The sequence below is a fragment of the Labrenzia sp. R5_0 genome, assembly GCF_017743835.1.
GTDB lineage: Bacteria > Pseudomonadota > Alphaproteobacteria > Rhizobiales > Stappiaceae > Roseibium > Roseibium algicola.
Genome location: NZ_JAGHRK010000002.1, coordinates 856,543 through 881,813, shown reverse-complemented (window position 1 = coordinate 881,813; position 25,271 = coordinate 856,543). Strand labels below are relative to the sequence as shown.

Annotated in this window: 22 protein-coding genes; 9 read left to right on the top strand and 13 right to left on the bottom strand. The window is 60.6% G+C overall.

Going from position 1 to position 25,271, the window contains the following annotated elements; genetic code table 11:
- Positions 1 to 57 precede the first annotated feature (57 nt).
- Entirely contained in the window at positions 58 to 432 is a 375-nt protein-coding gene (locus tag J7447_RS12935) for a hypothetical protein (RefSeq protein ID WP_209169791.1), read from the top strand.
- Between the two features lie 96 nt (positions 433 to 528).
- Here the strand turns inward: J7447_RS12935 and J7447_RS12930 are convergent, their stop codons facing one another.
- Positions 529 to 1,734: a DUF1176 domain-containing protein gene (locus tag J7447_RS12930; RefSeq protein ID WP_209169790.1), complete on the bottom strand. Its 1,206-nt coding sequence runs from the start codon at positions 1,732 to 1,734 to the stop codon at positions 529 to 531.
- 235 nt (positions 1,735 to 1,969) lie between these two features.
- Here J7447_RS12930 and J7447_RS12925 point away from each other — a divergent pair, with 235 nt between their 5' ends.
- The 3 genes from J7447_RS12925 (at position 1,970) to J7447_RS12915 (ending at position 4,968) form a co-directional block, all read left to right on the top strand.
- Positions 1,970 to 3,907 carry an OmpA family protein gene (locus J7447_RS12925; RefSeq protein ID WP_209169789.1) on the top strand — a complete coding sequence of 646 codons (1,938 nt, stop codon included), beginning with the start codon at positions 1,970 to 1,972 and terminating at the stop codon, positions 3,905 to 3,907.
- Between the two features lie 261 nt (positions 3,908 to 4,168).
- On the top strand, positions 4,169 to 4,342 hold the full coding sequence (locus J7447_RS12920) for a hypothetical protein (protein WP_022997999.1): 174 nt from the start codon (positions 4,169 to 4,171) through the stop codon (positions 4,340 to 4,342).
- A gap of 338 nt (positions 4,343 to 4,680) precedes the next feature.
- Positions 4,681 to 4,968, top strand: coding sequence for a GIY-YIG nuclease family protein (locus J7447_RS12915; RefSeq protein ID WP_209169788.1), 288 nt, complete (start codon positions 4,681 to 4,683; stop codon positions 4,966 to 4,968).
- 1,045 nt (positions 4,969 to 6,013) lie between these two features.
- On the opposite strand, the gene uvrB is transcribed toward J7447_RS12915, so the two are convergent.
- The 3 genes from uvrB to J7447_RS12900 all read right to left on the bottom strand — a co-directional run bounded on the left by uvrB (position 6,014) and on the right by J7447_RS12900 (position 9,899).
- Positions 6,014 to 8,944 (bottom strand): excinuclease ABC subunit UvrB, encoded by a 2,931-nt coding sequence (uvrB, locus tag J7447_RS12910; RefSeq protein WP_209169787.1) that lies wholly within the window; start codon positions 8,942 to 8,944, stop codon positions 6,014 to 6,016.
- 284 nt (positions 8,945 to 9,228) lie between these two features.
- Positions 9,229 to 9,501, bottom strand: a complete 273-nt coding sequence (locus tag J7447_RS12905; RefSeq protein ID WP_055655759.1) for a DUF1344 domain-containing protein — start codon at positions 9,499 to 9,501, stop codon at positions 9,229 to 9,231.
- Between the two features lie 134 nt (positions 9,502 to 9,635).
- Entirely contained in the window at positions 9,636 to 9,899 is a 264-nt protein-coding gene (locus tag J7447_RS12900; RefSeq protein WP_062487746.1) for a hypothetical protein, read from the bottom strand.
- Between the two features lie 494 nt (positions 9,900 to 10,393).
- On the opposite strand from J7447_RS12900, the gene J7447_RS12895 reads away from it, so the two are divergent.
- Positions 10,394 to 10,750 carry a hypothetical protein gene (locus J7447_RS12895; protein ID WP_055655753.1) on the top strand — a complete coding sequence of 119 codons (357 nt, stop codon included), beginning with the start codon at positions 10,394 to 10,396 and terminating at the stop codon, positions 10,748 to 10,750.
- A 32-nt stretch (positions 10,751 to 10,782) separates the two neighbouring features.
- Here J7447_RS12895 and J7447_RS12890 read toward each other — a convergent pair whose 3' ends face one another.
- Together J7447_RS12890 and betC are read right to left on the bottom strand one after the other, a co-directional pair.
- Complete coding sequence (locus tag J7447_RS12890) at positions 10,783 to 11,151, bottom strand: mannan-binding lectin (RefSeq protein WP_209169786.1); 369 nt, start codon at positions 11,149 to 11,151, stop codon at positions 10,783 to 10,785.
- Positions 11,152 to 12,067: 916 nt separating this feature from the next.
- On the bottom strand, positions 12,068 to 13,585 hold the full coding sequence (gene betC, locus J7447_RS12885) for a choline-sulfatase (protein WP_209169785.1): 1,518 nt from the start codon (positions 13,583 to 13,585) through the stop codon (positions 12,068 to 12,070).
- Positions 13,586 to 13,799: 214 nt separating this feature from the next.
- On the opposite strand from betC, the gene J7447_RS12880 reads away from it, so the two are divergent.
- Complete coding sequence (locus tag J7447_RS12880) at positions 13,800 to 15,374, top strand: ABC transporter substrate-binding protein (protein ID WP_035909848.1); 1,575 nt, start codon at positions 13,800 to 13,802, stop codon at positions 15,372 to 15,374.
- 132 nt (positions 15,375 to 15,506) lie between these two features.
- On the opposite strand, the gene J7447_RS12875 is transcribed toward J7447_RS12880, so the two are convergent.
- The 3 genes from J7447_RS12875 to J7447_RS12865 form a co-directional block, all read right to left on the bottom strand.
- The gene (locus J7447_RS12875; protein WP_209169784.1) at positions 15,507 to 16,814 is read right to left on the bottom strand and encodes an SRPBCC family protein; all 1,308 of its coding nucleotides are present in this window, start codon (positions 16,812 to 16,814) and stop codon (positions 15,507 to 15,509) included.
- 98 nt (positions 16,815 to 16,912) lie between these two features.
- Positions 16,913 to 17,473, bottom strand: coding sequence for a carboxymuconolactone decarboxylase family protein (locus J7447_RS12870; protein WP_209169783.1), 561 nt, complete (start codon positions 17,471 to 17,473; stop codon positions 16,913 to 16,915).
- A gap of 91 nt (positions 17,474 to 17,564) precedes the next feature.
- Complete coding sequence (locus J7447_RS12865; protein WP_209169782.1) at positions 17,565 to 18,155, bottom strand: TetR/AcrR family transcriptional regulator; 591 nt, start codon at positions 18,153 to 18,155, stop codon at positions 17,565 to 17,567.
- 248 nt (positions 18,156 to 18,403) lie between these two features.
- Here J7447_RS12865 and J7447_RS12860 point away from each other — a divergent pair, with 248 nt between their 5' ends.
- Positions 18,404 to 18,880: a MerR family transcriptional regulator gene (locus J7447_RS12860; protein ID WP_055655741.1), complete on the top strand. Its 477-nt coding sequence runs from the start codon at positions 18,404 to 18,406 to the stop codon at positions 18,878 to 18,880.
- A complete protein-coding gene (locus J7447_RS12855) occupies positions 18,834 to 19,214 on the top strand; it encodes a carboxymuconolactone decarboxylase family protein (protein WP_062487764.1) in 381 nt (126 codons plus the stop codon). Before J7447_RS12860 ends, J7447_RS12855 begins: the two co-directional genes overlap by 47 nt.
- A 154-nt stretch (positions 19,215 to 19,368) precedes the next feature.
- Here the strand turns inward: J7447_RS12855 and J7447_RS12850 are convergent, their stop codons facing one another.
- The 3 genes from J7447_RS12850 to J7447_RS12840 form a co-directional block, all read right to left on the bottom strand.
- A complete protein-coding gene (locus tag J7447_RS12850; protein WP_209169781.1) occupies positions 19,369 to 21,891 on the bottom strand; it encodes a HAMP domain-containing methyl-accepting chemotaxis protein in 2,523 nt (840 codons plus the stop codon).
- A 187-nt stretch (positions 21,892 to 22,078) separates the two neighbouring features.
- Positions 22,079 to 22,789, bottom strand: a complete 711-nt coding sequence (locus tag J7447_RS12845; RefSeq protein ID WP_209169780.1) for a transporter substrate-binding domain-containing protein — start codon at positions 22,787 to 22,789, stop codon at positions 22,079 to 22,081.
- A gap of 142 nt (positions 22,790 to 22,931) precedes the next feature.
- On the bottom strand, positions 22,932 to 23,231 hold the full coding sequence (locus J7447_RS12840; RefSeq protein ID WP_031268203.1) for a SelT/SelW/SelH family protein: 300 nt from the start codon (positions 23,229 to 23,231) through the stop codon (positions 22,932 to 22,934).
- Here J7447_RS12840 and J7447_RS12835 point away from each other — a divergent pair.
- On the top strand, positions 23,230 to 24,195 hold the full coding sequence (locus tag J7447_RS12835; RefSeq protein ID WP_209169779.1) for a phosphotransferase: 966 nt from the start codon (positions 23,230 to 23,232) through the stop codon (positions 24,193 to 24,195). The genes J7447_RS12840 and J7447_RS12835 overlap by 2 nt on opposite strands.
- A 37-nt stretch (positions 24,196 to 24,232) precedes the next feature.
- On the opposite strand, the gene J7447_RS12830 is transcribed toward J7447_RS12835, so the two are convergent.
- Positions 24,233 to 25,192 carry a heparan-alpha-glucosaminide N-acetyltransferase gene (locus J7447_RS12830; protein ID WP_209169778.1) on the bottom strand — a complete coding sequence of 320 codons (960 nt, stop codon included), beginning with the start codon at positions 25,190 to 25,192 and terminating at the stop codon, positions 24,233 to 24,235.
- Positions 25,193 to 25,271 lie beyond the last annotated feature (79 nt).

Below are 25,271 nucleotides of genomic sequence, written 5' to 3'. Positions count from 1 at the left end.
CACTTGCCGTATCCGCCGAAATGCCAGGGATTTCTGAAAGTTTCCGCGGAGACAGATATGCGTATTTTCCAAAAGACATTCCTGTTGGGTGTTGCTCTCTTTTTCTTTTCGTACCTCCCTGTCAGTGCCTATCAGGTGTTTCACACCTACAGGATTGCGGGCAGCGATATTCTGGCCGTTGCTGAAGGAAACCATGTCGATGAAGACCCGCTTGTCCTGTCCCTGAAGCTCGACATCGGCAGTGGGGAAACAACCGATCTGGTGATCGAGACAGACGGCGACATTGAAGAATGCAAGCTCCAGCTTGAAACCATCATGGGATCGCACTCGGCCTATGCGGAAATCGTCGTCGACATGAATGCCCAGACCATGAACGGCGTCCTGATGGTCCAGTGCGCAGTCTTTCATGGGCTGTTTCCGGAGAAGCAATAGGCCCGCCCAAAGCATCAATCAGACCACCATTCCAGATCGGCTCTCGGCTTGCACCTCGCTTGTCCGGAATGATGGTGGTGTTTTGGGGCGAAAGCTCTAATCCCCCATCTCGTCGATCGTCCAGCTCAGGGGCCAGCCCTCGGGCGGGCCGGTGATGCCGTCGCAGTCGGTCTTTTCGAGATATTCCATCAGGGTGTAGTTGCCGCTTTCCGCTTCAACCTCGTGGCGCTCGAAGGTGCCGCAGTCGTAGTTGGGCGAGTGGTAGGTGGTGCCCGTCACCTGGCCGCTGCCCGGGTCGTAGAACAGGTTGTTGACCAGGGCATGGTTGGGCTGGTTGAAGCCGGGGGGTGTCTCGAACTCCTTCCACTCGTCCAGCGACGGGTCGAAGGGAACATGCATCGCCATGTAGTAAGGCACGTTGAGGTCGGCCATCTGACAGGGAACGACCCAGGTCTCCACGTCGCCTTCCGCGTAGTATTGCGCGCCGAAGGCTGGCACCGTTTCCGCAAGCTGACAACCCAGCGTGCGGTAGCCAATCATCTGGATCTCGTCTGGAAGCTCGCTGACCGTATAGACCTGACCAATCCCGCCGCGGTTGACGCCGCTGTTGCTGGTCTCCTGAGATGGCATGATCGGTGGCGGCAGATCGTCGACGGGTGCCTCGGCAACCGTTTCGGCTGGTGCCGGAAACGGGGCGGGAGCAGGCTGTGCCGGTGACGCGGATGAAGCGGCGGCTGCGGCAATGCCGGTGGCTTTGGCAGAAGGCAAACCTCCCCAAGCCACGATGGCGTCCTGCCGGCCGATGCGACCCTGCACTTCATCCATTTTCAGGAGTGCATGGGTGATGCCGGAGAGGGAAACCTCGTAGGTGATCGTGCCCGCGCTACCGCCAAATTCGATCTGGATCGAAGCGTCCTGGCCGAGGCGCAGGTTTTCGATCAGGTCCCGGTCGGCGTCACCGCCGAAGGTCATCTCATTGCCGGTGTAGACCTTTGCAGCCTTGCCGAAGAAACCGACATTGTCCTCGTCACGTTCGATTTCGATCCGGGCGCGCATGCCGGTTTCGAGCGGCGTTTTCGGCCTGAGGGTTACAAAAACCTGCGCGTCTGCCTTGGCGCTGCGTTCCACCTTAAGCCTGAACGCTTCGTCATTTGAACCGGTGCCTTCGGTTTCGGCAATGCAGTATGTCTTCTCGTTGCAACGTAGCGACCAGTCGCCGAATTCGGTTCTCGCGAGTTCGGCTGCCGCCGGCCCGGCAAGGACCAGCGCGAGCGATGAAAATGCAAGTATTTGTTTTGTCATGTCAGCCCCCTCTGACAATGCCGGCTGGTCGCCGGACCCCACCCCACCATGACCCTGTGCGACCGCAAGTCAATCGGGCGTAAGACGGATGTACGGAAAGTCGAGGTGACGCCAGGGCACAACCGCATCCGCGAAAATGACGTTGGAACAAAAGCCCCGGTCACTTGTTTTCCATCGAGTGTTCCAGGCCGTGATCGGTTCGGGAAGTTCGTTGGGGGGCGAGAGGATGAAAAGAATGACGTCGAGATTGCTTCGAAATTCAACGGCCATGGCGCTTGTCCTGGCGATTGGCCTGCCGCTGCAGCCGGGTCTGCCGCGTGCACAGGAAACGACCGTCGATTGCGCGGCCAATCCGAATCAGGAAGCCTGCAAGAACCAGGAAGCCGCACCTGCGGAAGAAGCGCCAGTCACTGACGCGCCTGCCGAAGAAGCCCCCGCCGCAGAAGCGCCTGCTGCGGAAGCTCCTGCCGCGGAAGCTCCTGCCGCGGAAGCTCCGGCCGAAGAAGCCCCTGCCGAGCCGGCACCTGAAGAAGGTGCGGTGGAAGAAGCTGCTCCCGAAGCTGCTCAGGAAACCCAGGCGGAAGAGCCGGCGCCTGCCGCTACTGAGCCCGTTGCGACGGAAGATGCGCAGCCTGAGGCGAAACCGACAGCCCCCGTGGAAGAAGCAGCTCCTGCCGAAAAACCCGCCGCGCCGGTTGAAGAAACCGCGCCGGTGGAAAAACCCCTGACCGCTGAGGAAACGACCGCGCCGGAGGCAAAGCCGGAAGCGCCTGTCGAAGAAGCTGCGCCCGCGGAAGGGACCGCGGCCGAGCCGGCATCCGAACAGCCGGTGGAAGAGCAACCTGCTGATGCCGGACAGGCAGATGCCGCGGAGAGCACGGAGCCGCAGGCGGAAGAACAGCCGGCGGATGCCGTTTCGACTGAAGCGCCTGCGGCCGAGGAACCCACTGCGCAGGAGAGCACCGAGAAGAGTGCCGAGGAAACCGCCCCAGCAGAGCCGGCTGCGGAAGAAACCGCTACCGATGAAGCTGGTGCCGATCAGAATACAGCGGAACAGCCGCAGACTTCTGAAGAGATCGCACCTGCTGTCGCCCCGGTCGAAGCCACCGCGGCAGATGAAACCGTGACCGAGGAGCCGGGTGAGCCGATCGCGGCCCAGGCGACCGCACCGGCGGAAGAACCGGCGGCCGTCGTCTCGGACGACGCAACGGAAGCGCAGCGCGCCGAAATCAGGGCGAAGGAAGAACGTCGCCGTGATGAAGCCCGCGACCGCAGGCTGGAACTGCTTGGTGCCGCGGCTGTTGGTGTCGGCGTCGGCATGCTGATCCCGGCCCTTGGCGGCAAGGTGGTCGAGGATCAGGGGGACCGGATCATCGTCGAGCGGGACGGCGAATATTTCGTACGCAAGGACGAAAGCAGCCTGCTGCGCTATGGCGATGACGAATTCCACGCCGAACGCCTGCGTGGCGGCCGCACGCGCGAAACCGTCACCCGCACCAACGGCGTGAAGATCATCACCATCCGCGACGAGGGCGGCTATGTGCTTTACCGCTCACGCCTTCTGCCGGATGGCCGCGAGTATGTGCTGATCGACAATCGCGAATACAACCACCGTCGCCGTAACTACGACCGCGAACTGCCGCCGCTGGAAGTCGGCATCCCGCGCGATCGTTACATCGTGCCGGCGGGCCGGGCGAACTATGACGAGATCTACCAGACCTTCACCGCGGCGCCGGTGGAACAGGTGGAACAGGCCTATTCCCTGCGCGACATTCGCGAAAACGAACGCCTGCGCGACAAGGTGCGCCGGGTGGATCTCGACACGATCACCTTCGACACCGGCAGCGCCGTGGTGCGCCAGAGCCAGGTTCCGCAACTTGAGGACATCGCCCGCGCATCCCAGGCCCTGATCGATCAGGACCCGACGACAGTGCTGTTGATCGAAGGTCACACGGATGCTGTCGGCTCGGATGTTTCCAACCTCGCGCTTTCCGACCGCCGTGCTGAAACCGTCGCCCGTATTCTGGCGGATATTTATGGCGTGTCGCCGGAGAACATGGTCGTTCAGGGCTATGGCGAGGACTATCTGAAGGTCGATACGCAAGGCGCTGAAGAGCGCAACCGCCGCGTGACGATCCGCAACATCACGCCGCTGTTGAGCGCGCGCAGGTAACAGGCAAGCGGCGCGGCGCCAGTTTATTGGCGCCGCGTTTCCTGTCACGAACCGGGCCCGGGACAGGAAGGCCTCGTCAGATGTGGGAAGGCACCATCCTTGCCATAACTGACATTGACAATTTCTGACGACCCGGCTCATGTGGCCGCACAGATCGGTCCGCGCCGGAATTCTCCGGGTGGTCCGGGATTGATACGATCCGCCTGGCCGACCCTCCGTAGGCGAGCGGCACATACGACAGAACCATTTTCGAAGGTCTTCATGCGACTGACACCTCCTTCCATTATCGTTTTCCTGATTTCTCTGGCCCTTTTTGTTGTCGCGGTGCTCCCCATGCTGGGCGTCGCCGTCCCCAGCATCGGCGTGTCCACCGTCCACCTGCTGATCGGTTCCTGGGCCGTGCTGGCCGCCGGCGTGCTGTTCAAGGGCATCTGAGCGGCTCAGATCTCGTAAGAAGATGAGCGAGCTACGCTCGCGCTGACGCGCTGGATTCCGGATCAGCGTGCAGCCTTGCTGCACTTGTCCGGAATGACGGTGGGTGTGGCCTGGGAATGGTAACCCTGACGATAGAGCCGTTGGTAAAGCCCGCCCGCCGACCGCCTCAGCCTTAGGGCTTCAGAGGCCTAAGGAAACAGGGGGGGCCTCTCATCCCCACCCGTCATTCCGGACAAGCGTAGCGCAGCTGCGCGCCGATCCGGAATCCAGACATATTTCATGCCGCAGGCATGTCCTTAATTCTTGCAAGGCTTGGCGATGCACGGAATAGTCGCACCATGCCCGCTGCAGTCTACATTCTCGCCTCGAACCGCAACGGCACGCTCTATATCGGCGTGACTTCCAACCTCCCGCGCCGCCTCTACGAGCACCAGAACGGCCTGATCGACGGCTTCTCCAAGACCTACGGGGTTACCAGGCTCGTTCATGCAGAACGGTTTGAACGGATGGATGAGGCAATCTACCGGGAAAAACAGCTGAAGAAATGGCGGCGCAGCTGGAAGATCGACCTCATCGAACGCAGCAATCCGGAATGGCTGGACCTATCGTCGTCGGCGCTCTTGTAAAGCGCCACGCATACCCCTCTGCTTTCCTGGATACCCGCAGCCTCATCCCCACCCACCCGTCGTCCCGGACAAGTGCGGCAACGCCGAACGCAGATCCGGGATCCAGACATCGTCTGCGCCGTAGGCACGCTCATTTCCCATGGAGAGAGGACTGAGGAGCGAGCTGCGCTCGCACTGATGCGCTGGGTTCCGGATCGTCGCGCAGCTTCGCTGCGCTTGTCCGGAATGACAGTGGGGAGGAGAGATCTGCTGGTTTCGCAAGGTCTGACGAGCTGGACCTATCGTCGTCGGCGCTTTTGTAAAGCGCCACGCAGCCCCCTTGGATTTCCTGGACTCCCCCAGCCACAGCCCCACCCACCCGTCCTCCCGGACAAGTGCGGCAACGCCGAACGCAGATCCGGGATCCAGACATAATCAGCGCCAGAGGCGCGCTCAATTTCTAGGGAGAGAGGACTGAGGAGCGAGCTGCGCTCGCGCTGATGCGCTGGGTTCCGGATCGGCGCGCAGCTTCGCTGCACTTGTCCGGAATGATGTTGGGGAGGAGAGGTTTGCCAGTTCGCCAAGGCATCACGAACAGGAGGCGTTAGCGTCGTAGGGCTGGTCTCGCCGCCGAGCTTATCGTCAAAGACACCTGTCCCTAGCTCCACCCACCCGTCCTCCCGGACAAGTGAGGCAACGCCGAACGCAGATCCGGGATCCAGACATAATCTGCGCCACAGGCGCGCTCATTTCCCATGGAGAGGGGACTAAGGTGCGAGCTCCGCTCGCGCTGATGCGCTGGGTTCCGGAACGTCGCGCAGCTTCTCTGCGCTTGTCCGGAATGACGGAGTTGACGAAAGGCTTTGGTCGCCTCGCAGCTTCAGGCTTCCACCGTCATTGCAGGGCTCGACCCTGCAATCTATGCCGTGTCTGTTCGACAATCGAAGCTTCTGTGTTGGGCTCCGTCAGGGAGTGGGATGACGTCAAAGCAGGGCGATGCGATCAATCCAAGCCTCGTCATCCTGGTCTGTCGAGCCTTCGATTGCCCTCCAGCAGGGGGATTTCTTTACCGTCCCGGACGCCCGCTTTTCTTCGGTCGTCCGCGGTTGCGCTTCTCCTCTGCCGGGTCTTCGTAGGACCCTGCGCCGATCTTTGCCCTAACCAGCGGTTTGACCGGGTCTGACGAGCCGAGGGGGACTTCCGTGCGGCCGACGGTCATTTCGTCGAGGGTGTTCTTGCGCACCTTGGCGCTGGGGCCGGGCAAGGCGTTTCGGTCCTTGGCGGCCTGGGCCTTGTCGCGGGCGGTTTGTTTCTTTTTGCCGCTCGCGCCTTCCTTGGTGCCGCCGGCGCCGAACTTGCGGTCGCCCTTGTAGCCGCCGGTCTTGCCGTCGACGTCGGACTGGCGGGCCATGGCGTCGTCGGCGACGGCCAGCTCGGTTGCCTGCAGGCGCTTGATCTCGTCGCGCAGGCGGGCGGCCGTCTCGAAGTCGAGATCGGCTGCGGCATCGCGCATCTGCTTTTCCAGATCCTCGATATGGGCCTTGAGGTTGTGGCCGACGAGGTTGCCTTCCTCCGCGAAGCCGGCGTCGATGGTGACGTGGTCCTGCTCGTAGACGCTTTCCAGAATGTCGCCGATGGAGCGGCGGACGCTTTCCGGGGTGATGCCGTTTTCCTCGTTGTAGGCGAGCTGCTTTTCGCGGCGCCGGTTGGTTTCGGCGATCGCCCGTTCCATGGAACCGGTCATGTTGTCGGCGTAGAGGATGACCTTGCCGTCGACGTTACGCGCCGCGCGGCCGATGGTCTGGATCAGCGAAGTTTCGGAGCGCAGGAAACCTTCCTTGTCCGCATCCAGGATCGCGACCAGCGCGCACTCGGGAATGTCGAGGCCTTCGCGCAGCAGGTTGATGCCGACCAGCACGTCGAAGGCGCCGAGGCGCAGGTCGCGCAGGATCTCGATGCGTTCCAGCGTGTCGATGTCGGAGTGCATGTAGCGCACGCGCACGCCGTTCTCGTGCAGATATTCCGTCAGATCCTCGGCCATGCGCTTGGTAAGCGTGGTCACCAGCGTGCGGTAGCCTTTCTGGGCCACTTCGCGCACTTCGCCCAGAAGGTCATCGACCTGGCTGGTCGCCGGGCGGATTTCCACCGGCGGATCGATCAGCCCGGTCGGGCGGATGACCTGCTCGGCAAAGACGCCGCCGGACTGGTCCATCTCCCAGGAACCGGGAGTTGCCGACACCGCGATGGACTGCGGCCGCATGGCGTTCCACTCCTCGAAGCGCAGCGGACGGTTGTCCATGCACGACGGCAGGCGGAAGCCGTATTCGGCCAGCGTCGCCTTGCGGCGGAAGTCGCCCCGGTACATGGCACCGATCTGCGGAATGGTGACATGGCTCTCGTCGGCGAAGACGATGGCGTTGTCCGGCAGATATTCGAACAGGGTGGGGGGCGGCTCGCCCGGCTTGCGGCCGGTGAGATAGCGGGAATAGTTCTCGATGCCGGCGCAGGAGCCGGTGGCTTCCAGCATTTCCAGATCGAACATGGTGCGCTGTTCCAGCCGTTGCGCCTCCAGCAGGCGGCCGTGCTGGTTCAGCTCCTCCAGCCGGTGCTTGAGTTCGTCCTTGATCGACTTGATTGCCTGGTTGAGCGTCGGCTTGGGCGTGACATAGTGCGAGTTGGCGTAGATCTTGACGCTTTTCAGCTCGCCCGACTTCTGTCCCGTGAGCGGATCGAACTCGGTGATCGACTCGATCTCGTCACCGAACATGGAAATGCGCCACGCCGTGTCCTCGTAGTGAGCCGGGAACAGCTCGATGGTGTCGCCGCGCACCCGGAAGGTGCCGCGCTGGAAAGCGGCATCGTTGCGCTTGTATTGAAGGGCCACAAGATCGGCGATCAGCTGGCGCTGGTCCATGCGCTCGCCAACCTCGATGGCAAATGTCATGGCGGTGTAGGTTTCGACCGAGCCGATACCGTAGATACAGGACACCGAGGCGACGATGATGACGTCGTCGCGCTCCAGCAGCGAGCGGGTGGCGGAGTGGCGCATCCGGTCGATCTGCTCGTTGATCGAGCTTTCCTTCTCGATATAGGTGTCCGTGCGCGGAACATAGGCTTCCGGCTGGTAGTAGTCGTAGTAGGAAACGAAATACTCGACCGCGTTGTCCGGGAAGAACGACTTGAATTCGCCGTAGAGCTGGGCCGCCAGCGTCTTGTTGGGGGCCAGGATCAACGCCGGACGCTGGGTGCGGGAAATCACCTGCGCCATGGTGTAGGTCTTGCCCGAGCCGGTGACACCGAGCAGAACCTGCGTCTGGTCGCCGTTTTCCATGCCTTCCACCAGGTCGGCAATGGCGGTCGGCTGGTCGCCCTTGGGCTCATAGGCGGACTTCAGGACGATCGGCACACCGCCTTCGGACTTCTCCGGGCGCTCCGGCCGATGCGGCACCCAGAGCTCGCCGTTCTTGTGCAGGGGGTTACCGCTTTCAATCAGCGCGGACAGCGCCTCCACCGTCGCGGTGGCACCCTGGTTGCCGGTCAGCTCGCCGTACTTGCTTTCCTTGTTCTTCTTCTTGTTGTCTTTCTGGTGCTGCTTGAGCTGCTTTTCGAGGTTTTCGGCCTCTTCCAGAGACATGTCGAGACCGGCCACCGGGTTAAGACCGCCTGCTGCGCGTTCGCGGGCGCTGTCTGCCTTGCCGATGGAGGTGCCGCGCGACGACTTGGTCGGCTTTTCCTTTTTCGCACTCACGGTGGCACCGGCCTTGCGGCCTGACTTCCGTGACGCTGCACCGTCGGTCCGATCCTCTTTTCCCTCACCAGCGCGCCGGGGAGCTGCCTTCCTGGGCTCCGGCTTGTCTGCTTCCTGCGATATTTCCGCTGCCCAATCACTGATCGATCCGGACAGGGGCGTTCCGGAAAGTGACTTCTGGGGCGCTTCGCCGAAGCCGTCAGCAGAGGTCGTGTCGTCGGAGGAGGATTTGGTCGGGCGCTTGCTCATGGCCGCAATATGGTCCGGTTGCGCGCGTGAGGAAAGGGGGTGGTTGCGGGTTTGTTCCGCTTTTTGCCACTTCCTGTCAGTCTCCTGACATAAGGCTGTCAGGAAGTCCACCGACAGGCGGAGGTCGGTGGATGAGGATCAGAAAAAAATCGGCCCGCGAAGGGCAGGTGGTGCGGGCCGATGGAAAAGTTGGACATTGGCCGTTTGATGGGGCCTTGGCCAGTATCGGGCTGGCGTTCGCCCTGTCCGGATAGTGAGAATGACAGGGCGAGATGCCGGGCAGTTCAGTTCACGACCTGGAGTGCGGTCACCAGGCGGTCGCCGGACACTGTTGTCGTGAAGGTGATCAGGACTTCCGATCCGATCATCAGATCTTGCGAACTGAGCGTGTCGGTCAGAAGAAACCTGGACCCGTCTTCTAGGGAAAACAGGCCTTCGAAGGGATCGATGGACAGGATCGTACCTGCGATTTCATCTGCGAGCGCGGACCGAAGGCTGTGCGGGGGCAAAGTCAGCAACAACGGCGCCGTCGCAATCGCGATGAGCCATTTTGGCATTCACGTCTCCTTGTGCAAAAGGGGCGTCAGGTTCCGGTCTCGGGGGGCGGCGCGGATCCTGGAAAATGAAGGCGGCGCACCGTCAGCCTCCGTCAGGCCGAGGCAGTTTCGTGGCGCAGTGGCATGACGCTGGCTTAGGGCTGAACCTCTATGGAGAGGATCGAGTCGACGCCGTTTTCCGAGCCATTGTAGTGAATGGTGACGGTCTTTCCTGCAGCCAGGGTGTCCGGCACCGCGACGGAGCTGGAAATTGTCTGGAACTGTGTCTTGTCGCTCAGAACAAGCGTACGAGTTGCCGGGTTCCAGGTCTCTACGGAAGCGGTCACGCTGTCGGCAGCTGCGGGCGCCAGGCCGGCAGCAAGGAAGGCAGCACCAAGGACAAAGCCGCGAATGGCCATTGCAGATATCCTTTCAAGGACAGAGATGTTTGAAGGTGCAGTGGTTTCGCGGCCAAGACGGCTTGTTGCCAATGTCATGACGGCTTGGGTTCTCTATCCATCTCATGCCTTGGGAAGTCCAAAAGCACTGCCTGGTGAGTGGCTTACGCGGGACGCGCTTGACCCTGCTGACGTGGATTCAGCGCTTGGATTGCGGCGGAAATTTGTTCGAAATCAGGGGTGCAAAAAATATTGTCTGGCCAGGTTTCCGGCAGGGCTTTGAGCGCCTTTTCGGCAGGATTTTCGCCACGTTTGGGCGCGTTGGAAGCCCAGGCACACGCGCCGGAAAATACACCTTCAAAGGGTGATGTGCCCACGTGAGGCTGTTGTTTCTCTTTGTAAATCTTTTGCGTGCTGCGTAGTTTGCTGAATATTCGGGGTTTCAGTCTCGTGCTATAATCGGCTCCATCAGATCACAAGCAGACAAGCTGCATCTTGCGCGGAGGAGGCGAAAGATGAGACTGAGAACTATTGTTGAAATCACGCTGATGACCGGCATGTTTTACGCGGTTACCCCGGCAGGGGCCGATCCGCTGGACCTGACCCATCAGCCGGATCTGACAGCAGCGAAAGTTGTCCTTGCAAGCCTGGATGGCGGGCTTGAAGTGCCGCCGATGCCCAACATGTCGCCGCGCCTGTCCGGCGCCGTGGAACTGCCGGGGTCATCGACGGACAAGGGCCCATTGATGCAGGTTGCCGGCCGTTGCGGTTCATCGGAGTATTACTGCGACTCGCCCGGTTTTCTTTATTGCTGCGGCAATTCCTCGGATGGGTTCTACTGCGCTGCCGATGTCAACGGCTGCACGAAGTAACACCCGGTCGCGTCCGCCCGCCCACGGGCGGGCTAGCGGCAGTCGCAAACGGACATGCGTCCCTGCACGGTGGTACGCCACTGGCCGCTCCAGCTGAGACCGTTGCCAAAGCAGATGCCAGGGCATTTGCCCCGCGCATCGGCGTTGTTCCAGATCGGCCCGGCCTGGATTTCACGTCCCGGGCTGGCCTTCTCACACGCACAGACCGACATCTGCCCCTGTACCGTCGTATGCCACTGCCCATTCCAGCGCGTTCCCAGCCCGCCGCAGACACGCGGACACTTCGCCTGCGCGTCACCATTGTTCCAGATCGGCCCGGCCTCGACGTTGTAGGTCTGTGCGCTGGCGGGAAGTGCAATGAGCAGGAAGAAGAGCGCTGTGAGCAGCTTCGGCAATCGCATCGGGACCTCCGTAGACAATCGATCCGCCAGAGCTTCCATTACCTCTCGCCGTGTGTCGACCGGGAAGTTCTGTGTGAACGGGTTTCTCGCACGGTGTGGCCCTGCTTCGGCAGGGCCGCAATCGGGGATCGCGGTGTCCGTGGGGCGGTATCTGGAAAATTTTGAGGTCAGAGGATTACTGGATCCCCGCCTGCGCGGGGATGACAAGGAGGGTGTGGTGAGCTCTGGGGAACAGAGGCAGGCGTGGCCGCCACACTGAGCATTGTCATCCCGGTTTGGCGCAGCCAAGACCGGGATCCAGTAACCCTTGTAGCCGGTAAATGGACATTCGCGAGGTCAGAAGATTACTGGATCCCCGCCTGCGCGGGGATGACAAGGAGGGAGTGGTGGGCCATGAGGCTTAAAGGCGGGCGGGGCTGTCTCGCTGAGCATTGTCATCCCGGTTTGGCGCAGCCAGGACCGGGATCCAGTACCCCTTGGAGCCGGTAAATGGACATTCGCGAGGTCAGAGAATTACTGGATCCCCGCCTGCGTGGGGATGAAAAGGAGGGTGTGGTGAGCTCCTGGGAACAGAGGCAGGCGTGGCCGCCACACTGATCTTTGTCATCCCGGTTTGGCGCAGCCAGGACCGGGATCCAGTATCCCTTGGGGCCGGTAAGTGGACATTCGCGAGGTCAGAGAATGACTGGATCCCCGCCTGCGTGGGGATGAAAAGGAGGGTGTGGTGAGCTCCTGGGAACAGAGGCAGGCGTGGCCGCCACACTGAGCATTGTCATCCCGGTTTGGCGCAGCCAAGACCGGGATCCAGTACTCCGTGTCGCTGGGAAGTGGAAACACAAGCGGTCAGAAGCTTACCGGATCCCCGCCTGGGCGGGGATGACAAGGGTAAGCGAGCCGGTGCAGGAATAAAGCGGGTTCACTCTCCTCGCGGATACCTCTGGCTTTCTTCCACGATGTTCAGGTCCATGTGGTTGCGCATGTAGCGTTCGGAGGCTTTTTGCAGGGGCTGGTAGTCCCAGGGGAAATAGGCGCCGTTGCGCAGAGCTTCGTAGACGATCCAGCGGCGGGCCTGGGACTGGCGCACTTCGGCGTCGAAAGCGGCCATGTCCCATTGCTTTCCGGCAATTTCAGCAAAACGCACGGCGGTTGCGGCATGTGCCGGGTCGGCGGCGAGGTTGGTCAGTTCGTGCGGGTCGTCCGTCACGTTGAAGAGCAGCGGCGGGTCGAGTTCGCAATGGATGTATTTCCAGTCGCCCTCCCGGATGCCGACCAGCGGGGCGTAGGAGGCTTCGGCGGCATATTCCATCAGCACCGGTGCGGTACGGGCTTCGCCTTTTGCCAGCGGAACAAGGCTGGTGCCGTCGGTCCAGGGCATGATCTCGCTCATGTCGATGCCGGCGAGGTCGCAGACGGTCGGCAGAACGTCGAGCGTGCTGACCGGATCGGAAATGTGCTTCGGCGCGAGATCCGCATCGGCAACCATCAGGGGCACGCGGGCCGAGCCTTCGAAGAAGTTCATCTTGAACCACAGGCCGCGCTCGCCCAGCATGTCGCCATGATCTGAAACGAACAGGATGGTGGTGTCCTCGGTCAGGTCCATCGCGTCGAGCGCGTGCAGGATTTCGCCGATCTTGTCGTCCAGATAGGTGATGTTGGCGAAATAGGCCTGTCGCGAGCGGCGGATGTCTTCTTCGGTGATGTTGAAGTTGCGCCAGTCGTTGGCATCGAAGATGCGCTTTGCATGCGGGTCGTGGTCGTCGTAGTCCATCGCCGGAACCTGCGGCAGCAGGTGCTCGCAGTCCTCGTAGAGGTCCCAGTACTTCTGGCGGGCGACATACGGATCGTGCGGGTGGGTGAAGCTGACCGTCAGGCAGAACGGGCGGTCGTATTTGCCGCGGCCGTAGTCGTGGATCTTGCGCACGGCCTGGAAGGCGACATCGTCGTCATATTCCATCTGGTTGGAAATCTCGGCAATGCCGGCGCCCGTGACTGACCCCATGTTGTGGTACCACCAGTCGATACGCTCGCCCGGCTTGCGGTAGTCCGGCGTCCAGCCGAAATCGGCCGGATAGATGTCGGTGGTCAGTCGTTCCTCAAAGCCGTGCATCTGATCCGGACCGACGAAATGCATCTTGCCGGACAGGCAGGTGGTGTAACCGGCGCGGCGCAGATGATGGGCATAGGTCGGGATGTCAGAGGCGAATTCGGCGGCATTGTCGTAGACGCCCGTACGGCGTGGCAGCTGGCCGGACATGAAGCTTGCGCGTGCGGGCGCACAGAGCGGCGAAGCGGTGTAGGTGTTCTCGTAGCGAATCGAACGGGCGGCAAGTTTCTTCAGGTTCGGTGCGTGCAGAAACTCCGCCGGGCCGTCCGGAAACAAGGTTCCGTTCAACTGGTCGACCATCAGGATCAGGATGTTCTTGCGCTTTCCCATGCTGCTTCTCCGCCGCGAGTGAGGACCTTGCCGCAAGTGTTAGCTTTTTTTTAATTGAGCGATCAATCAAAAACGGCATAGTATGAAAAACAGGCGTCTTGGTGGCTGGCAATTCTGTCCGGATCAAGGACGTTCAGGGCAGATTTCTTTCGCGCGGACACGTTCACGCGGCGTCATTTCCATAATGAGGACATCAAAAAGAGGGGACATGAAAATGGGAAATCTTAACAAGCACATCCTGCAGTCCGGGGTCTCCCGACGCAGCATCCTGCAAGGTGCGGCAGCGATCGGTGGAGCGGCTGTTGCCGGTCAGTTCGCCATCGGTCCGGCAGCCGCGCAACCCAAGAAGGGCGGCACGTTCAGGGTTGGTATCGCCGCCGGTAACACCAGTGAAAACTATGACCCCGGCACCTGGGACAATGTCTTCGTACAGGTGTTCGCCACATCCCGTCATGGCTACCTCATCGAGATCACCGCAGATGGTACCCTGGTGGGCGAAGTGGCGGAAAGCTGGGAGCCGTCTCCCGATGCCACGGTCTGGACTTTCAAGATCCGCCCGGGGATCGAGTATCACAGCGGCGGCACGGTCAAGCCGGAAGACGTAGTGGCCTCGATCAACTATCACCGCGGCGAAAACAGCACCTCGGCGGCGAAGCCTTTCGTCGACCCCATCAAGGACATCAGCGTCGACGGCGACAGTGTCGTTTTCACGCTGGAAGCGGGCAATGCCGACTTCCCGTTCGTGGTCAGCGACTATCACTTGCCGATCATGAAATCCTCCGACGGCAAGATCGATCCGACCAGCAGCGACGGTTGCGGTCCCTACAAGGTCACCAACTACCAGCCGGGTGTCATTGCCGAGCTGACCAGAAACGAGAACTACTGGAAGACCGACCGGGCGCATTTCGACGATGTCAAGCTGCTGACCATCGTTGACCCGGCAGCGCGTCAGTCAGCACTCCTGACCGGCAATGTCGATGTCATCGATCAGGTGGACCTGAAGACCGTCGGCCTGTTCAAACGGTCGCCGAACGTCACGATCCTGTCGACCACGGGCACGCAGCACTACACGTTTGCGATGGATACGCGCACGGCGCCCTTTAGCGACAACAATGTACGTATGGCGCTGAAATATGCTGTCGATCGCCAGGAACTGGTCGACAAGATCCTGTTCGGCTACGGGGCTGTTGGGAACGATCATCCGATCAGCCCGTCAAACCGCTTCTTCGCGGACGACCTGGAGCAGACCACCTACGATCCCGACAAGTCGAAATACTACCTGAAGCAGGCCGGTCTCGATTCCCTTGACGTCAGCCTTTCAGCAGCTGATGCGGCCTTTGGCGGTGCCGTCGATGCGGCCGTGCTTTATTCAAACAGCGCGAGCAAGGCCGGCATCAACATCAAGCCGACGCGCGAGCCGAATGACGGTTACTGGTCCGATGTGTGGATGAAAAAGCCGTTCTGCGCGGTCTACTGGGGCGGACGTCCGACGGAAGACTGGATGTTCTCCGTGGCCTATGCGTCAGGCGCTCCCTGGAACGATACCTACTGGGAGAACGAGCGTTTCAACCAGTTGCTGAAGACGGCACGTTCCGAGCTTGATGAAACCAAGCGTGCCGATATGTACCGCGAAATGCAGAACCTGGTGCGCACCGACGGTGGTGTGATTATTCCGATGTTCGCCAGCTATGTCATGGCGCACAACGAAAAGGTCCAGCATCCGGAAAAGGTTGCCGCCAACTGGACCCTGGACGGTTTCCGCGCCGTCGAACGCTGGTGGTTCGCTTAACAGAACCAAGACGGCACCTGCAGCCGTTAAGGCGAAGGCGGTGGAAACCGCCTCGCCGGATCGACCTTCAAAGCGCTCCTGTTTGGGGCCTTTCCAACGGCCGGCCGGGCAAGTCCCGCCGGCCGCTTTTTTTCAATTGGACGTTTCCGAAATCAATTGTTGGCGAAAGGCCTCGACGTTGACGATCAGGCCCGGCAGCAACCATTGAAACAGCCGCACCACATCGCCAACCGGCTGCGCGTTGGTGTCGCGGGCTATCGCCGCTTGCAGGATTTCCGGTGTCAGTCCGCCAGGGTTGGGCAGCGTCCGGGCAAGGTCGACCGCGCAGTCGTGAACACGTTCGCAGGCCTTGTCATAGTCGGTGGTTTCGATCTGAGGACGCAGTGCATTCCACGCGAGCCGAAAGTAGCTCGGCCAGCGGGCAAGGGCACGATAGTCGGTGTTCACGAACGGCAGGCCGAGCGTGCGCATGATGTCGTCGTAGACATCGCGCGTCTCGCTGTCGACGTGATGCATTTCCATGAGCACCGGTGCCCCCAGTCGCCGCGGCCCGTGTTCGCTGTCGTAGGGTGAAATGGTGCTGCTTTCGCGAAGGTCATGGTTCTCGATCAGAAGCCGGGCAGCTGTCGCGATCAGGAGATAGGGCATGTTGCCGTGGGAGAAGACCTCAATCTCGTCTCTTATCCGCTCGAGTTCCTGATCCGCATACCCGCGTTTGCGCAAATCCCTTGTAATTTCCGGAACCGAAAAGGCGGCAACTTCCTGCTCTGCACATGATCTCAGCTCCGCGCAGGCTGCAACGAATTCCCCGCTTCCGGCAAGGTCTCGCAGTCCACCCCACAAGGCGGCGTAGAAGTTCGGATATTGTGCAAAGGCCATCGTCACCACGCCCATCCATGGCACTTGCAGCACGGCCTTGGTGTCTTCGTAGACAGCGCGCAGCGCTTCGTCGGCACGGATCTCCGGAACCGTGGTCACCTGTGGCAAGGGGGAGGGCTTGCGGCGTTGTAGGGTCTTGCTAGCCTGTCCGGCAACCATCACCGCCAGTGCCTGAAGCCCTGTTTCATAAATGCCGGCAACCACGGAATGTGCCTCCTCTTCTGAAGCGCCTTCAGCATCGAACCTTCCCGACCATTCCACCTCGCAGCCGTTGCCGGTCGCAAGGATCCGGAAAGTCGACGTGTAGTCGCGCACGGGAAGGGGGCCAGAGAGGATGCGGTAGCTGTAGGTTCCGGGAACCGTTCCGTCGTCGGTCCGAGCTTCCTGGAGTATCGCGCCGTCCGGCAGCGTCAGGTGGCGCACTGTGCCGGAAGGTGTTTCGCTCGTCTTGCAGTCCGCAACGGCCGGATGCCATGCACCGATCTGGTCAAAACCACCTGCAAGCTGTCGCACGAGGTCCGGATGGACCGGCAGGGCTTTTTTTCGGTGAACGTCGATCATCGTCTTCCTCCCGTTCAAGTTTGGGCAATCGTGAAGTGGCGGCTGTTCATTGGTCGGGTTTGGTCGCGTCATCGGGCTGACGCGACCGGGCCGTTTGTTCAGGCGCCCATCTGCTGTGCGTCGTATTGGGTAACCTGCGGGAAATCATGCTCCGGGTCCGCCACGTGCCGCACATACTGGATCAGGGTGTAGATCCCGATGATCCCGATGGTTTCCAGAAGGGCCTTGTCGGAAAAACCGGCCTGCCGGACTGCATCAAGCGTTGGAGCGGTCACCTGGCCGCGGTTGCGGACGACTTCATTTGCGTAGTCGAGCAGGGCCTGCGTCCGCGCATCCTCCGCGCGGCCTTCCATTGCGGCCAGCATCTCGGTTTCGCTGCCGCCCTGCATCTGGCCCACTTTCATGTGAACGTTGACACAATAATCGCAGCGATTGAGTGCGGAAACGAGCATGGCGACCTGTTCGATCTCCTTGCCCGTCAGTTCTATGCCGTCGTTGACGCCGGCATTGAGCGCAAGGAAGCCCTTCAGCACATTGGGGGCATTGCCCGTGACCTTGAAGAGGTTGATGACGCCGCCGAATTGCCGCTTGGCCTCATCAAACGCCTCCTTCGTGGCTCCTGTTGCCTGGCTGGGTTCGATTTGAAGCATGTTTGGCATTTGTCGTTTCCTTTCGTGTGTCAACTGACCGACCAGTCAAGTAGTGTTTAAACGTGCTCGGACGTCCGGTGTTTGCCGCAACTGGCGGCGGTTAGGGGTTAAGGCTGTTCAGATGAGAGAGGGCGCCGGGGGCAAGAAGGGTGATGTGCGATGGGTCGTTCTGCGCCTTGGCCAGCAGAAGCCCGCCCTGAATGAGGCCGATGACGACATCCGCTCCCTTGCCGCAATCGATCCTGGCGAGTGAACCGGTCTCGATGAGCTGGTGCAGGATATCGCGCACCGGGGCTTTCCACGTCGTCAGTGCATGTTTGATGGCCTCGCGTACAGGAATATCCACGGCCCCGAGTTCCAGGCTCATGTTTCCGACAAGGCACCCTTGTGCAAAGCCGTGCCGGGCTTTCCAGTCCCGGTTTGCCCTGGCGGGAACGTCGAAGAGCTGGCGGAGCTTTTCTTCCGGTGCTGCGTCACTGTCGGCAATGTCGCGGAAAGCTTGTCCGAAAGACGTTGCATATCGCTCGATCGCTGCAGCCAGAAGATCCGACTTCGAAGGGAAGTAGTGGTACAGCGTTCCCTTGTTCACCCCGGCGCTCTTGCAGAGTTCCGTGGTGCCGACGGCACCGAAGTTGCGTCCCAGAAAGAGCTCGGTGGCGGTGTCGATGAGAATGTCGCGTGTCGTGGTCATGCGGGATTGATATTTCCAACTGACCGATCAGTCAATTGATTGACGCTCACCCCAAGTTCACGACGTCGCGAGGTGGGTCTTGCCGTCTTCAGGTCTGGATGCCTCGAAAACGGCCGAACCGGACCGAGATTGACCCCTGTCAGCAATGCAGCTCCGTGTCGCCAGATTTGATTTAGTTGAAAAAGGCGCTTGACCTGGAGTGCACTCCAACCGGTACCTGAGAGAAATCGTTCCGTTCGGAGACTGACATGCGGATTGGCGACCTGGCCGAGAAATCGGGACTTTCGACCGACACCCTGCGCTACTACGAAAAGATCGGCCTTCTGCCGCGTCCCTTGCGGGACGGTGGTGGGCGGCGGGTCTACGATGCGACCATCCTCAGGTGGATCGACTTCCTGGACCGGCTGAAATCGACCGGTATGGGCATCAAGGACCGGCTGCGTTACGCGGACCTGCGTACAAAGGGCGAAGCTTCGTTGACGGAGCGCCGGAAGCTGCTGGAAGCGCACAGGGGAAAGGTTGTCGGCGATATTGCCCGGCTCACCGAGATGCTGGACGTCCTGGACGATAAGATTGATCGCTACAGAAGGATGGAAGCGGGTGAGACCGTTGATCCGGCCTTCGAAAGCTGCGCCCGGACCGAACACGGCGCGCCGCCAAGCAAGGAAGCTCCGAAACATGAGCACCGCCCTGGAGCGCGGCCGCGCGCTGACGCAGAAACTTAACCCCGACCTGGAAGCCATTCTCAGTGATCGTTACGACGATCTTCTGCCTGGATTTTCCGAAAGCCTGATCGAATGGGCTTACGGCCGGCACTATGCCCGGGAGGGCCTCGACCTGAAAACTCGCCAGTTGTGCACGATTGCGGCCCTGACCGTGCTTGGCGGGCAGACGGCTCCGCAACTCAAGATCAACATTGAACACACGCTTGCCGCCGGTGCGGACCGGAAGGAAGTCGTCGAGGCGATCTGGCAGATGGCCGTCTATGGCGGCCTGCCGGCAGCGATCAACGGCCTCAACGCGGCCCGGGAGGTGTTTGAGGCGCAGGATGCAGCGTAATGGGATGTAAGCACACAGCGTTGCCGCCAAGATAAAACCCGCCGTGGTCATCCCGGATCTTCGCTGCGCTGCGTCCGGGATGACTAAAGACAGTCAGGTGCAAGGCGATTGGATATCGGTGACGCCGGTATCCAGTTTCTGCAGAACCCCCAACTCAGGCTGCTGCGACATCCTGCAGGAACCGGTCGATCCGTGTGGTGACTTCGGCAAGTTGCCGGGTGGCTGCACCGGTGATTTCTTCCACTTCACGGGCAGACAGACTGGTTTCGCTGGAGCCTCGGGAGAGATCGCCGATATTTTCCGATACGCTTGCGGTCTGGCCCGCAGCCTGGGAAACGCCGGTGGAGATTTCCGCGGTGGCACCGGCCTGCTGTTCGACGGAACTTGCCATGGCGGCTGCGGTCTCGTTGACGGACTCCATCATTTCCATGATCGCGCTGATCGCGTCCACGGCGCCGTTGGTGGCCTGCTGGATTTCAGACACCTGGCTGGAGATTTCCTCTGTTGCCTTGGCCGTCTGACCGGCCAGTGACTTGACTTCCGAGGCAACCACGGCAAACCCCCGCCCGGCTTCGCCGGCGCGTGCGGCTTCGATGGTCGCATTGAGCGCGAGCAAGTTGGTCTGCTCGGCAATTTCCTGGATGAGCTGGACAACGGCACCAATGCGTTCGGCAGCCGCCGACAGGCCCTTGATTTGGTCGTTGGAAGTGCGGGTTGCCCCTGCAACTTCCTCAACGCGCACGAGGGTGTCGTTGACCTGCCGGCCGACCTCCTGAACGGAGGCGCTGAGTTCCTCCGTGGCGGCTGCGATGGTCTGGACGTTCTGGCTGGCCTGGCTGGAGGCGGTGCTGACGTCTTCGGACTTGCCCGTCGTCGTGCGGGCAATCTCGGAAAGCTGCTCGGCCGTGTTGTCGAGCTGATGCATGTTGCCGGTCACCGTGGCGAGAGCCTGCTCGATATCCTGACGGAACGAGGCCACAAGCGCATCGACGGTGGCCTGGCGCTGGCGGACACCTTCCTGGCTTGCAAGGGTTTCTTCTTCCAGCCGCATCCGCTCGATTTCCCGGTCACGGAAGGTTGCGACGGCCTGAGCCATGTGACCGATTTCATCCTTGCGGTTTGCAGCCGGAAGATCGAGAGCCGTGTTGCCGTCCCTCAGTTTGAGCATCGCATCGGTCAGGCCCCGGATCGGGCGGATGATGGCAGTGGAGAGCAATACGACGAAGGCGATGCCCAGAAGCAGTGCCAGGGCAAGCGTAATGGTGATCTGCGTTTGAGCGCCGACGGCGCTTGCCAGTGCGGTTGCACCGGAATTGGCGCTGATGATTTCTGCCTGTTCCGTCAGGGAGGAGGCGGCGGCGGCAAAGGAGTGTTCGCTTGCGCGCAGTGCCGCTGTCGAGGTGACGACTTCGGCAAAGGTGGCTTCCAGTTTCGGCAAGGCATCGCCACCGGCGGTAACAAGCGCCTTGAGTGGACCATTGAGAAGATCATTCAGAGCCTTGTCAGACGTGTTCTTGCCGGCTGAGGTTCGCACCGTGTCCAGATTGCCAAGTTCCGTGCGGGCATCGCCCAGATAGAGCTGGAATGTATCAGCGGCGTTTTGCGAGGATGTGTTCAGATAGTCTGAATAGGCGCTGCGGATGCCGAGCACGCTACGCGCCACACTCTGGGTGTAGTTCGACAGAAGCGCGATATCGGCGCTCGCCTTGTCGAAGTCCCGCAGTTCCTTCGTCAGGTCGTCAATCGGTGCTTCGGCGGCCTTGATGATCGTGTCGGCAAGGGTGATCAGTTCAAGGATGGCCGGTTCCAGTTTGTTTTTCCAGGCGTCCTCTTCCGGGGACTTCAGGTGCGCTTTCAGAAGCTTCTCAAAGGACTTGGAGCTTTTGGTGAGGTCCTTGACGCTGTCCTTGATCGTGTCTGTCTTCACCGTGCGGCGAACCGCCTTCGCGTCCTTGTCGAGGGCATCCACCCGGTCCGCGAGTTTCTTTGCCAGGGTCTTGTCTGGTGTTGCCGCAAAGGTTTCGGCTTCCTGCGCCAGCACCACAGTGGTGATGCGCATGTTGCTGAGCCGGGGGCTGACGTTGGACAGGTTGGTCATCTTGCCTTCGTTGGTGATGGCAAGGGCGGATCTGTAAGTGGCAAGGGCCTTGTATTCCTCGAAGGCCTTGTTGGTTGTTGCAACCAGTTCGGAGGTGAGGGTGTCGAGGTTCGCAGCCGCTGTGTCACGGCTTTGCCGTGTGTCGCGCAGCGTCGCAAAGCCGGTCTCCAGATCGCCGACGATGCTCGCGAACTGCGTTGCCGCCTGGGGTTGGCTTTCAGACAGGGCGAGACTCTCCTGCGAAATCAAGCCAATGTCTGCAGCAACCGCTTCCGCCGTCTGGCTGCTGCCATCGCGACTGAATGTCTGGGCGTGGGACAGCAACCGGGGGACGCTTCCCAGAAGTTCGTTGGCGGTCTTCGCCACCGTCACCGAGTTCTTGACCTCAGAGCTTGCGAACAAGCCCCCCGCACCGACCCCGATGGCGCACAACAGCATGGCGCCGAAGCCAATCTGCAGCTGGGTCTTGATCGGCCAGTCGAAAAAGGGGCGCTGCCGTGCCGGTTGTCCGGCCCGCTCATGCCTTGTTGCTGAGGGCTCGGTTGCAGTCTTCCTGAAAGGAAGGTTCACGAACTTCATTCTTGAGCTCCGGACGTTGTCTTGCCGAAAGCATTTTGAATTGAAAGTTTTAAGAAGACCCAAAAGAGACTTGCATTAATTATGGGCGGTCTTTTGTGTGCTTGTTGTGCAGGTAAGACTTTGGAAAGTAGTTTTCTGAAGTTATGCAACTTTTCGAGGTGGTTGCTCTGCAGCAGAGATAAATTGTCTATTGCGTCAATCGCTTGGGGTTGTTTTGTGGCGTTTTCTGAAGACGTGCGTTCAAAGCTGACTGCAGGCGATCGGTAACGGACTGGTCGATATGTGAGTTGCAGGCCAAAGCAAGTTCGACGGTCTGCAGGGTCAGCAGTTTCTCGATCTCCACTCCTTCCTGTTCCGCAACATAGGGAGCCGAAATCAGGCCACCCAGCCAGAGCTTGGTGTGACCTGACCGCAGCATGTTCGCATTGAGCCCATCTTCGTCCACCAGCACAAGATGTGGATGGCCGGCGTCCTGAAGTTCATTGGTGCTGGTCCAGCCACCGACGGCTCCTGTCGAATAGCCGAAACTGTCTTCGACTGTCGAAAGTTCTATGGAACTGCCCTTCAAGGCAAAAAGGCCGTATCCGTCGATTTCCAAAGGTCCGACCCAGGTGAAATTCGGTTCGCGTTCCTGAGTGCGCCAGAGGGCCATGAAACAATGGTTGGCGTTGCTCTCCACCGCATTCAACCCGCGTTTGAACGGCCGCATGTGCATCTCGACCGTTATGCCGGCGTCATCGGCGAGATCTTGTACAAGTTGGGTGACAGTTCCCGAGACTTTCCCGTCTTCACCAGGGAAATAGAGCGGTTTGTAGTCCTCGGTATAGATGACGATTTCAGGTTCGCTGGTTTCCACTGCAGAACTGGTGCTTGCTCCGGCAAGCGATAGTAGCGTCATAAATAACAGTGATAACCTGATGTGCATGAAGGCTCCGGTTCATGCGTCCTGTCTCGAAATTGCTTGCCGAAAGCTGCGCTTCGGATGCCACAGTATACATATTCGCGACTTCAAGAAGTCAATTCACTTGAGCGCGTCCGGCCTAGTCTTTCCTGTCCTGGCGGTCGCTGTGGCCGAGGTCCTTCTCCGGCCAAAGCAGGTCACGAAGCCGCTGTTTCAGCACCTTGGCCTCCGGAAAGCCTCCATCTGTCTTGCGGTCCCAGACAAGTTGACCGTCGCAGACGATTGTGAAAATGCCTCCGGTGCCCGGAACAAGGGTGACAGCGCCGGCTTCTTCCGAGAAGGTGGACAGGATTTCCTGCGCCATCCATGCGGAGCGCAACAGCCAATTGCATTGGCGGCAGTAGGTGATGATGATATGGGGCGATGGGACGTTCGTCATGGCGTCCGGCCAGCTCCTCTGTTTCGCTCGATTGTTCCTGCTTGTGCCACAGCTTTCCTCTGACGCGCCAGACACCATTTTGCCGGACATCCTGGAGGCCTATGAACGGCATCAGGACCTGCATCGTGTTTGTGGCGCTCCCCTGTCAGCCCGGCCCCATCCTGGACTGACAAACCGTGTGTTCAGGCTGGAGGCTGAGAAGGGTACGTTCTTCCTGCGGCTTCCCCGTCTGGAAGCGGCAGGCAACATTGACAGGAAGGCAGAGGCAAGAAACCTGATGCTCGCCGCTGCGACTGGAATTGCCGTGCCACCGGTATTTTGTGATGCGGAGGCCGGCATTCTGGTGACCCGCGCCGTCGAGGTCACCGGCAGCCCTGCCGATCTTTCGGAGCAGCCGTCGTACAGCCTGGCCCGTGCACTCGGCGAGGCATTGGGGCAATTGCATGGGTCCGGTGTTACCTTCGAAGGGCTGCTCGATCCGGACAGCGTGCTTCAGGCGCAGTGGCAAGGTCTTCGGGACGCAGTTCGGTGCCGGGAGGAAATGACCGGGCTGGAAATAGTGTTGCAGCCGATCGGTGCCGGCACCGCTGGTGGTACTGACCGGGTGCTTGTTCCGAGCCATGGCGATCCATCCCCCGGCAACTGCCTCATGTCATCCGACCAGCTCTGGCTGATTGACTGGGAATTTTCAGGCATGTCGGATCCCGCCTGGGATCTTGCCTACGCCGTTCTGGAGCACGAGATGAGTGCGGATGAGGAACAGGTATTCCTGAAAGCCTATGCAGCAACGGGCGCTGCGGTGCCCGAGGCCGATTGTCTCGGCGTTATGAAAGCCAAATGCGACGCCGTGTCGGCCCTCTGGGCGCTGGAGCAGGTTGCGGCGGGGCGAGACGAGGACGTGTTTCTTCCCTTTGCACGGCAGCGGCGGGGCCGGGCGCTCCGGCAACTGACCCGTCTTTCCTGAGCGCCCGGAAACAGCACCGAAGGCTTGAAAGCCGGGATCAGTTGAGCGGATCCGGCCACTTTGGATCAGCCAGGCACTGGCTGTATCTGTTCGACATCCGGTTGCGCAGAGACTGGTTTTCGGGCTCCGCAAGAAGCTGGTCCCAGATGCCGTCCGATTTCAGATATTCAAGCGTACAGCCGCAAGCGGCTTCGCAGATTTCTGTCGTGGCGATCGTACCCTGGCAGGAAACCGTGCAATTGCGCACGAAGGCATTGGCGGAGCGGTCCATCTCCGGGCCGATCTGCGTTGCCGTCCACACAAGGCCGAACAGCAAGGGCTGATGCAGCAGATAGACTGGCAGGGAATGGCGGCCGAAGAACCGCGTCAGCCGGCCGGGACGGTTGGCGAATGTCAACCTGGACAGCGTCTGCCACAGATTGATCTTTCGGAAAATCTTCGAGATGGCGACGCCCGCCAACGTCACTCCGGCCCAGGGCGCCAGCGGCACATAATCCACACTGGCAAAATCCGGTGTGCCGAGCCCTGTCCACAGCCAGAGCTGGCCGTCGAGGGCGGACGAAGCTGCCCAGAAGGGCAAAGAGAAAACGAACGCCGCAGCAAGCCCGGCAAAGACGAACGGAAGGCGCGTGAAGGGAAGGGCAATCACGCTGGACAAGGCAATGGAGTGGAGAATGCCGAAGCGAACAAAAGTATCGCCGAAAGTGAAATAGGTGACCAGCGACACGGCGGCAGCGGCTGCGATGATCACGGCAAGGCGCCGCCAGAATGCATGCCAACGGATGCCCAGGTGGTGGGCGAAATCCAGACTGACGCCGGCCAGAAGCAGGAAACTGCCGGCGATCGAGGCGGCGAATATGCGCCAGCCTGTGCCCTGGGCAACGGGCCAGTCGACATAGGCAAACCAGGAAAGGTCCCAGGAGAAATGGTAGATCGCCATGGCGACAACAGCGAGGCCGCGGGCAAGATCAAGCACGGCCAGACGCGTTGAACGCATTAAGGAACTCTCTGAACGATGACCGGTACCGGTTTCGAGCGGTAGTGCCGGTATGGATTAGCTGCTGAACGCCACGACC